Source organism: Clostridioides sp. ZZV15-6597, from assembly GCF_020657815.1.
Taxonomy (GTDB): Bacteria; Bacillota; Clostridia; order Peptostreptococcales; family Peptostreptococcaceae; genus Clostridioides.
Map to the genome: position 1 here is coordinate 17,755 of NZ_JAGWCT010000053.1, position 10,009 is coordinate 27,763.

Here is a 10,009-nt window from a genome sequence, read left to right on the forward strand (position 1 = left end):
GAAAGTAAAATAAAAGTAAAGTGAGGGTAAAAATAAAAGAATATTTGTTGATTACATTTTGTATGTATGATATTATGATGATACTATTTTTGTATACTGGGAGATGAAATATTATGAATGACAGATTGGAAAACCCCGAAAGGATACTTATTGTTGATGATGAAGAAGGGCTTTTAACACTAGTGAAAATTACCTTAAATAAAGAGCAATATCATAATATTACTTGTGTATCAACAGGCACCGAAGCTCTTGAGTGCATAAAAAACAATCAATATGACCTTATCATTCTTGATGTAATGCTGCCAGATTATTGTGGATTTGACTTATGTACAAAAATCCGCAGACAAACCATAGCACCTATCATATTTCTAACTGCCAGAACTGGTGATTACGATAAGTTATCAGGACTTGCCATTGGTGGTGATGACTACATAACAAAGCCATTTAATACAATGGAACTTGTAGCAAGAATCAAGGCTATTTTTAGACGTCAACAACTCGAACGTTCAGCATTAAATACTCATTCAGAAAGTATTATGATTTATCGTTATGGCTATATAGTCCTTGATATGACACGTGGTATACTTACTGTAAATAATCAGGATGTCGAATGTACAGCCAAAGAACTTGAACTGATGGAATTCTTTTGCCAAAATCCTAATAAAGTCTTCACCACATCACATTTGTATGATACAATTTGGGGACTACAAGGATATGGAGATGAAAAGACTGTTACAATACATATATCCAAGCTTAGAAAAAAGATACTAGATGATAATAAACCATACAAGGTTATTACAAACCTTCGTGGAATTGGCTATAAGTTCATACCACCAGATGGGAGTTGATATATTGAAAAAACTATATTTTCGTTTCATTGCCTACTTTACAGTAGGTCTCTTTATATTCCTAGTGTACTTCGTAACATTATTTATGTTACTTACTCAGTTGATATATTCTGAAAGCGCATCTAAACCTTTATATGTAATTAATTCGTCCATTGACTATTTTCCAAGCATACTTATAATTGCTTTTTGCTTTATTACAGGAGGAATACTTTTTTGTTTATTTCTTGTTAGACCACTTTACTTGATAATTGGTTCAATAAGCAAGTTATCAAAAGGAGATTATATAATAGCTGAAAAAGCTTTTACCAAAAATGGAAAGTTAAAATGGTACCACTTTATGTATAAGGAAGTTATTGTAAATATAAAAGCTTTAGGCAATAAGCTTCAAGAAACTGAGATTGAACGAGAAAAGCTGGAAATGGCAAAAACTGATTGGCTTGCTGGTGTATCACATGATTTGAAAACGCCACTGTCATATATCAATGGGTACTCTTCTCTACTGCTTAATAAAAACCACAATTTTAGTGAAGAAGAAAGAATGACATTTCTGAATAATATATATAAAAAGGGAGTATATATCGAAAAGTTAATAGATGATTTAAGCCTGACTTTTTTTATAGATTCCTCTGGGAAGATACAGCTTAAGCACACACAAGTTGAAATGGTTGCCTTTCTTCAAAAACTCATTGCTGATGTAGCAAACAATCCAAAATCAGAAAATCAGATATTTGAATTTCATACAGACTTGAGAAGGTTGCATTTAGTTATTGATGAGATGCTAATGTACAGAGCCATTTATAACCTTTTAATAAATTGTGTTGAACACAATCCTGATGGAACAGAAATAAATGTTGTTTTAAAACAAACATCTAAAGGAACTTGTATTGATATTACTGATAATGGTATTGGTATGGATGTAGAGATGACAAGTGACATCTTTGATAAATACTATAGTAGCAAAAACCATCATATACAAGGTAAAGGATTAGGTTTATTTATCTCTATGCAGATTATTGATGCACATGAAGGTAGTATTTCAGTTTCTAGCACTATTGGAAAAGGTACATCATTTCAAATCACATTGGGACAACATAAAGTCTAGTTTTGCAATAAATAACTCTCAAATTCAAATGAACTTGGGAGTTTTATTTAGTAATTAGTAATATTTTAAGCTTATACCAAAATATTCTTTCCTCTAATTTTATCCCCTGTACTATACTTAGATATTAAAATTTTCTTGAATTCATAACTTTAAGCTACTTTATCAAATAATAAAATTTATATAAAATGCCTATTATTACAAAGATGCAACTCAAAGTTGACAAAAAACATAGTAGGATTGATAGTGTGCAACTTGTATATTTGTTAATATTTTAGAATAAAGATTGAGGAGGAAAATAAAATGGATATATCTGAAAAAATTTTAAAACTAAGAAAAGCAAATAATCTATCTCAGGAGAATTTAGCAGAACAACTTAATGTATCAAGACAAAGTATATCAAAATGGGAAACAGGTCAATCTGTTCCAGAAACAGAAAAGTTAATTGCTTTAAGCGAAATATTTAATGTTACAATAGATTATCTTTTGAAGCCATCTGAAATAGATGAGATATCAATTAGAACAGAAATTCTAGAAAAACAGCAACAGCAGTTAGTTGAAAAGGAAATAAAAAAGGATAAAATCTTATTTATTGTATTAAGCTGTCTAGCCACATACTTAATTGCATTCGCTATATATATTATTGGGCACTTCTATTTTGAAATTTGGAATCCAGGTGTAATATTAAGCGAGTTTATAATAGCAACAGCAATTGCTATTACTATTAATTTAAAGCATAAGTATAAAGTTGATAAAAATTCTATAAATAATTAAATCGTAGGATAATGTAAAGTTATTTGAGATGGAAAACAAATGAAAAAAACTAAATCAAAGGTATTAAGTTTAACACTAGCAACTACTTTTTTCGTAGCAACAACAGCAAATTCATATGCTATGTCAGCAGCTAGAAAAAATCAAGAGGAGGAGCTCCAAAATACAATGATGAGGTAGTATATATGTATTTATCTCATTTTGTAGATTTTGAAGGAGATAATTATGAAGAAGGTTTATGTACATATATAACTAAATACGATAGAGAGGCTTATGATAGATATTTAAATAGAGGTTGTGCTTTTAGAAGTGCTAATTCTATGCGTTTATTACAAATCTAATAGCATTGAAGGGAGATTTACCTTCATTTTAAAGAATATTGGACTGTATATGGAGTTGGAAATTTTATAATAATTTTAGAGTGTATGTTAATTATTTTTGATGACAGTTACTATTTATCCCATATAAATAAAAAATCTAATTCTGATAAATAATAAAAAAGGTTCACCATAATTATAGTGAACCTTTTTTTATAGTAAAATATGTATTGTTGTTAAATAAACATTTAAAAATTAATAATGGATGCTTTCAACTACTCCACCCATAAAAAATCCACTATCTAGCCTATTATACGTACAAGATAAATAAAATTTATACTATCTCTATATTGTCTTTAATGATACTTTTAACTTTACTCTTCTATTATACTTTCTATATAGACATAACATTTTTTCAATTGTTGAAAAGACTTCTTAAAAAGATTTGAAAATGCTACTGAAAATCCTTTAACATCACCTTTTTTTAAGTACATCAATATTTCAAAACATATCCCGAAACGTGTTTTTAAAATTTCGGGGTATTTTTCAGGAAAAAATCGCTCTATATAAATCCCAAATACAATATATTGCTTTAAATGCATAAATATTTCTTGCATTATATAAATTTCTGAACAGTCCACTATTTTACATAGCAAAACGAAATCTGGATAGATATTACATTCTTCAGAATTCTTTTGTAGATGTCTTAAATGAGCTTCTATATTTTCTATCATCACAGAATCTATATTCTCACCCACTAAAAGCACCACATCTTCTAATGTAATCGTAACAAACTCCATAGCATCTAAAAGCAATTTTAATCTTTTAGCTCCTTCTTTTGTTTTAATATAATCATCAGTATACTCAGAAAAAAGAGTTATATATGTTCCCTTTCCATTAATTGTTTTAGCAATTCCACATTCATTTAATTCATTATATGCACTTCTAACTGTTGGAAGAGATATATTATACTTACTAATTACAGAATTAATAGATGGTAGACAATCCCCTGTTTTAAGATTTCCTTCAAAAATTTGAGATATGATATCAGAAACAATTAAATCATATAGATAACAATTTTTTAATGCCATAGAACTAAAATCATCTCTAGCTTTCTCCTGTGAAATATGTTTTTTTACAATTTCTAAAGTAAATTCCCTATTTTTTTCATACATATAAATTAATAATTGTTTAAATTCAGTAAAATTTCTATTTAATGCGTATAAATAAACCTGCTTTATTTGTTCAATATACTTATCTCGAAAAAAATCTACAGAACTATCATCTAATTTATCAATACTATAGGTTATTTGTGAAACCATTATATTACTCTGAATAATATCACAAAAAGAATGAATAAGTAAATTATTTGACTTGCTGATTAGTTTATTTATATATTTTAGTTTTTGCTCTCTAAATATAAAATGGTTTGAATTATTTTTTTCCATATAGCTGATAATATCATATAATTCTTGCAAGTCTTTTGATGTAAATCGCTCTATATTATAAACAGCAAGCGCAGGAAATATTAAGCTAAAAACTTGATACATATCTGCTATTTGCAAAATTTTCTCATACACCAATTCAGATTCCACTAATTTTTCACTTACATTATGAATCAATACTGGTCTAGCACCAGCTTTTGTTTCTATAAAACCTTCTTCTGATAACATTTTAATTACTGTTTTTATGGTATTTTTTGATACCATATATTCTTTAGACATTTTTTGAATGGAGCCGAGTTTATCTCCAACTACAATTTTGCCTGTATAAATTTGCTGAATTAAGCATTGAAAAATAATTAAATACTGTGGTTTTTTTTTCATATTTTTTCCTCTTTAATAATTTAAAATAGTTGCTTATTTTTATGCCATAAACTATAATTATTATAAACCATTTATATATATGGTCTAAGTTTTATAATCTTATAATACTGTAAAATATCCTACCATTATTTATAAATGAGTTAGAAAATTGTCAATAATGCAAATTTCTAATGAATATATACATATATTTAACAATGAAATGGTTTAACTTATTTTACAGAATAAACAGATAGAATTATGGTAGTAATATAAAATGGGTGAACAAGATTGAAATACTCTATAACATAAACACATATGATAAAAAAATATAATCATATTAAAGCAATTTGTAGATATACAACTAAAATTCGCAAAATTTGAATACATTAGACTTATTCTATTTTAATTAAACACAACTTCACTTTAAAAGAGGATTTACTATGAAATACTATATTTTTTTAGCTATAGCTATTATATCAATAATTGAATTCTGTAATATTTATATATGCAGAATATTATCTGCCCAAAACAAAACTATATCACCATATAAAAATTATAAATCAATATTTTTAATAAAACCATTAATTTTTTTGATAATGATGTTTACAAAATTACCATTACCACTATTTTATATATTATTTCATCTAATGAATCATAAGGTATTTTTAATAAATAATAAAAATGCTAATAAATACTTTATATCTAATATGTCAGTAATAAGTTTTTGTATTTTTCACCTTATTACTTTAAGTGTAATGTCACTATTGGAAAATACAAGCTTATATACCCTATATATGGATACATACTATAGGTTAATTAGTATTTTAATAGCTTATACTTTAAATTTTATCTTGTTGTATTGTATAGATAAAATAAAAGAACATGTTTTTATATTGGTTCAAAATAATATAGAACTTAATTTGTTTTCAAAGTTTATTTGGTTTGCTATAGGATATATCTTGTTTGACAGCATACAGGTTATACTTTCACCTCCAAAGGCTTTAACTTCCTACTTTATAATTGGAAGTAATATATTATTAGCTTTACAAATAATTATATTTATTAATCATATATATTCTATTGAAAAAAATATTTATTTAGAAAAAGAACACCATAAATTAGAAATAACAAAATATGAACAATTATTAAGAGTTGACTTATTAAATAAAAAGGCTAATATTGATGATTTAACATCAGCATATACTCGAAAATTTGCTTTTGAAAAAATGCAATCTTATATTGATAATAAGTTATTATTTTCATTAGTATATATTGATTTGGATAAGTTAAAAACAATAAATGATACATATGGACACTTGGCTGGAGATAGCTACATTATTAGCTTCTCAAATATAGTTATTGACAATTTAAGAACAGAAGATATATTTGCTAGAATAGGAGGAGATGAATTTATAGTGATTATGCCTCAATATAGTGAAAATATTACAAAAGAAGTCATGGATAAAATACGTAATACCATGAAAAATCAGATATCTTTTAGTTATGGTATTGTAGAGGTATCTAGTAAAAATAAAATGACTCTAGAAGAAATTATTAATACTGCAGATATTAGAATGTATACTGATAAACAAAATAATCATAGAAAGAACAAAAACTAAAATGAAAATGTATATGATAATTATCCTAACAACGTTGCCATGTTATTTATCTTATTATCTTTATCACTATAATTTTTTTAAATATCTTGATACTATAACTGATAACTCTAAAAACAAATATAAAATATATATTATATATTCTTTATTTAATTATTCAATTTTTTTAATCTGTACCTATCTAAGGTTAAATTTAATTATAAACTGGACAATTTTTATGTTAGTTTTATTTACACAGATTAAAGTAACTTACTCCATGTCTAACATAAAAGCCTTTTTTTATTCATTAAACTGTACTATTATTGGTCTGTCAATAAATATATTTTTCAGGTCATTAATTTCGATAGTCTTAGATATGCCATCATATTTATTTGATAGTAACTCTATTACAAATATTTACAGAGTATTTCCTATAGCATTTAGTTTTATTGTTACAGGATTATATTTTTATTATAAAATTTATAAAAATACTCAGATTAGCTTTGAAAATATCTTAGAAGATAAAAAAAATTTAATTTTTTTACTGAGTCTTATGTTTGTAATGTATCTATATTTGTGCCTGAGTCTAATGGTATACTATACTGTTGAAAACACATTAATTTTAAAGTTATATGGAATTAAATCATCCATAATGGTTTTAATAGGTAACTATATTGCAGAAAAATATAGCTTTAGAATCACTCAAATTAAGGGCTATGATATTAAAAACCAACTAGATTATTTGGAAAGTCTAAAAATAGAAGATGAAATTAAAAGATTGAGTGATACTGTATATACAGACTTATTGACTGGTTTTTATAATAGGCCTTTTGCAAATAAAAAGCTATCAGAATGGAGATTTAATAACTATGAATTTACTTTATGTTTTGCAGATTTAAATAATTTAAAAATTGTAAATGATAAATTTGGACACCAGTTTGGAGATAAATACATATCCACTACTGCTCAAATAATAAAAAAATGTATAAATATAGAACAATCTTTATTGTTTAGGTATGGTGGAGATGAATTCTTATTTCTTTTATACAAGATAACTACTTCCCAAGCAGAGCAAATAATGATTGATATTAACCATGAACTATCAAAATTAAGTAACACTGAAGATTACCCTTATACACTTTCTATTAGTTATGGACTAGTTGAATGGGACGGAATATCTGATACTGAAACTTTAATAGCAAAAGCAGACTCCTTGATGTATGAAAATAAGCTTAAAAATAAGTAACAGTCAAATAAAACTATTATTATATCTCTAGTTATAATATATAAATTATTAATAATTTATATATTATGTTTTTGCTTAATTGAAATTAATCTATAAAAAATGTATATTGTGGAGGAGGCCCGATAATGTCAAAAGACACAGACTTTACAAATATTGAATACGACTTCTTAATGAACGCATTAGATGTAAGCGTAAGTAAACATCTAATTGATGAACACTACACTGTGGTTTGGGCTAATAATCGTTATTATGAAATGTTTGGTTATACAAAAGAGGAATATGAATCTCTTTTTCATAACCAGTGTGACCTTTTCTACAAAGAAAATCCAGATGATTGGAATGAACTTGTGAATAATGTCGCAAAAGCTTTCTCTAAGGGAGAGAGAAAATACGAACACCTTGGTCGTATGAGACATCGTAATGGGAAAAAACTTTGGATAAAATTAATGGGGTTTTTAACTGGAGAAGTTGTTGATGGATTCCCTGTTTCCTACTCTGTTATGGTTGATATTACAAGACAAATGCTGGCTCAAATAGAACAAACTGTAACTTACAATAATTTTCCAGGTCTTATTGCTAAATTTAAAGTTACTGATTTTGGTTTCCAACTATTAGATGCAAATAAAAAGTATTTTGATATGTTTAAAAACAAAGTAAATTTTTTAATAGAAGATATAAATTCAGAAATTTACCTCGACTCTATTTATAAATATTATGATGATTTTAGAAATGGAAAATATATTTGCTTTCCAATTTCTCCACAGAATCTTAAAGGTGAAATTGTCCATATGCAAGTCATAGCTGAATGTATAGATTGGGAAGATGATAAACCTATCTATCTTTTGATATACTCAGATGTTACAAAATTAGTTGAGCAAAACAAAATTATTGAAGAAAATAATAAGGAACTAGAAAAACTAGCATTTACTGACCAGACTACAGGTGGAATGAATCGCACACAGTTTAATATAATAGCAAATGAAATCATAAGTTTGTCACCAGCTGGCACATACACTCTTGTTTGGCTAAATATGCAAAAGTTTAAATTAATAAACGATTTAGCAGGAAATATTGCTGGAGATAAGCTTTTAAAATATATCTACAACTGTATAAAATTACATTTAAATGAAGGTGAATTTGTTACTAGAATTTTTGCTGACAACTTTACTCTTCTTCTAAAAGAAGATAAAAAAAATATCAACTCCAGATTAAACGCAATAGTTACACATATTAATAGATTCAATGATAACAAAGATTATAAATATATGCTCTATTTTACTGCTGGTGCCTATATAATTAATGACACTTCTTTGGAAATAACAAAGATTCAAGACAGAGCAAATGTAGCTTCTAAATCTATTAAGAATATTGAAAATCATGAGCTATGTATTTTTAATTTCTATAGTAAATCAGATAAAGAAAAACTTATACTTGAGAAGAATATAGAAAACAGAATGTATGAGGCACTTGAGAAAAAAGAATTTCAGGTTTATCTACAACCAAAACTAGAATTATCCACCCAAGTTATATGTGGTGCAGAAGCTTTAGTAAGATGGGTTCACCCTGTTGAAGGAATAATGCCTCCTAATGAATTTATTCCCTTATTTGAAAAAAATGGATTCATTGTACAATTGGATTTATATGTGTTTGAAGAAGTTTGTAGTACTTTAAGAAAATGGATTGATAGTGGATTAAATGCGCTAAAAATCTCTGTGAATATGTCTCGCTATCATTTTTCATTCAAAAATTTTATTAACGCATATAAAGAAATAGCTGAAAAGTATTCTATCCCTCCACATCTTATAGAAATTGAAATTACAGAAACGATTGTATTTAAAGATGTTAAAGTGTTTAGTGAAATAATAAATGAGATTCATAAAAATGGATTTAAATGTTCTATTGATGATTTTGGAAGTGGTTATTCTTCAATTAATATGCTTAAAGATATCTATGTTGATACTATAAAATTAGATAGAGCATTTTTTAAATCAGAACGATTAGATTCTCAACGGGAAAGAGATATAATTGTTTCTATAATTGATTTATCAAAAAAGTTAAATATGACCACTGTAGCTGAAGGAATAGAAACTAATTTTCAAAAAAACTTTTTAAGAGAAATAAACTGTGATATGTTACAAGGTTATGTATTTTCTAAACCATTACCAATAAAGGATTTTGAAAAACTTATGTTTCAGAAATATACTAATTAGTGGTGTAAAATGATTCATTCTAAAAGATATTTATTTTAAATATACTAATTAGCGATATGACATGATTCATTCTAAAATAAAGAATAAATAATAGAAATTATTTTATATAGCTTTGTAC

Annotated in this window: 9 protein-coding genes; 8 read left to right on the plus strand and 1 reads right to left on the minus strand. The window is 26.2% G+C overall.

The genetic code is table 11. The annotated features are described in order from the left end of the window. Positions 1–113 precede the first annotated feature (113 nt). The 5 genes from KGF52_RS12610 to KGF52_RS12630 all read left to right on the plus strand — a co-directional run bounded on the left by KGF52_RS12610 (position 114) and on the right by KGF52_RS12630 (position 3,059). On the plus strand, positions 114–848 hold the full coding sequence (locus KGF52_RS12610; RefSeq protein WP_227840412.1) for a response regulator transcription factor: 735 nt from the start codon (positions 114–116) through the stop codon (positions 846–848). A gap of 4 nt (positions 849–852) precedes the next feature. Then, a complete protein-coding gene (locus KGF52_RS12615) occupies positions 853–1,950 on the plus strand; it encodes a sensor histidine kinase (protein ID WP_227840413.1) in 1,098 nt (365 codons plus the stop codon). 300 nt (positions 1,951–2,250) lie between these two features. Then, complete coding sequence (locus KGF52_RS12620) at positions 2,251–2,721, plus strand: helix-turn-helix domain-containing protein (protein ID WP_227828802.1); 471 nt, start codon at positions 2,251–2,253, stop codon at positions 2,719–2,721. Between the two features lie 39 nt (positions 2,722–2,760). After that, positions 2,761–2,898: a hypothetical protein gene (locus KGF52_RS12625; protein WP_227840414.1), complete on the plus strand. Its 138-nt coding sequence runs from the start codon at positions 2,761–2,763 to the stop codon at positions 2,896–2,898. A gap of 5 nt (positions 2,899–2,903) precedes the next feature. Then, a complete protein-coding gene (locus KGF52_RS12630; protein WP_227840415.1) occupies positions 2,904–3,059 on the plus strand; it encodes a hypothetical protein in 156 nt (51 codons plus the stop codon). A 350-nt stretch (positions 3,060–3,409) separates the two neighbouring features. Here the strand turns inward: KGF52_RS12630 and KGF52_RS12635 are convergent, their stop codons facing one another. Continuing rightward, positions 3,410–4,861, minus strand: coding sequence for a GntR family transcriptional regulator (locus KGF52_RS12635; RefSeq protein ID WP_227840416.1), 1,452 nt, complete (start codon positions 4,859–4,861; stop codon positions 3,410–3,412). 419 nt (positions 4,862–5,280) lie between these two features. On the opposite strand from KGF52_RS12635, the gene KGF52_RS12640 reads away from it, so the two are divergent. The 3 genes from KGF52_RS12640 to KGF52_RS12650 all read left to right on the plus strand — a co-directional run bounded on the left by KGF52_RS12640 (position 5,281) and on the right by KGF52_RS12650 (position 9,891). Beyond that, positions 5,281–6,459, plus strand: coding sequence for a GGDEF domain-containing protein (locus KGF52_RS12640; RefSeq protein ID WP_227840417.1), 1,179 nt, complete (start codon positions 5,281–5,283; stop codon positions 6,457–6,459). Between the two features lie 565 nt (positions 6,460–7,024). After that, positions 7,025–7,681 (plus strand): GGDEF domain-containing protein, encoded by a 657-nt coding sequence (locus KGF52_RS12645; RefSeq protein ID WP_227840418.1) that lies wholly within the window; start codon positions 7,025–7,027, stop codon positions 7,679–7,681. Between the two features lie 125 nt (positions 7,682–7,806). Then, a complete protein-coding gene (locus KGF52_RS12650) occupies positions 7,807–9,891 on the plus strand; it encodes an EAL domain-containing protein (protein WP_227840419.1) in 2,085 nt (694 codons plus the stop codon). The last annotated feature ends 118 nt before the right edge of the window (positions 9,892–10,009 follow it).

Bases quoted from the DNA above. Each gene is read 5' to 3' on its own strand.
- KGF52_RS12610 (WP_227840412.1), top strand. From the start codon at position 114: ATGAATGACAGATTGGAAAACCCCGAAAGGATACTTATTGTTGATGAT.
- KGF52_RS12620 (WP_227828802.1), top strand. From the start codon at position 2,251: ATGGATATATCTGAAAAAATTTTAAAACTAAGAAAAGCAAATAATCTA.
- KGF52_RS12625 (WP_227840414.1), top strand. From the start codon at position 2,761: ATGAAAAAAACTAAATCAAAGGTATTAAGTTTAACACTAGCAACTACT.
- KGF52_RS12630 (WP_227840415.1), top strand. From the start codon at position 2,904: ATGTATTTATCTCATTTTGTAGATTTTGAAGGAGATAATTATGAAGAA.
- KGF52_RS12635 (WP_227840416.1), bottom strand. From the start codon at position 4,861: ATGAAAAAAAAACCACAGTATTTAATTATTTTTCAATGCTTAATTCAG.
- KGF52_RS12640 (WP_227840417.1), top strand. From the start codon at position 5,281: ATGAAATACTATATTTTTTTAGCTATAGCTATTATATCAATAATTGAA.
- KGF52_RS12645 (WP_227840418.1), top strand. From the start codon at position 7,025: ATGGTATACTATACTGTTGAAAACACATTAATTTTAAAGTTATATGGA.
- KGF52_RS12650 (WP_227840419.1), top strand. From the start codon at position 7,807: ATGTCAAAAGACACAGACTTTACAAATATTGAATACGACTTCTTAATG.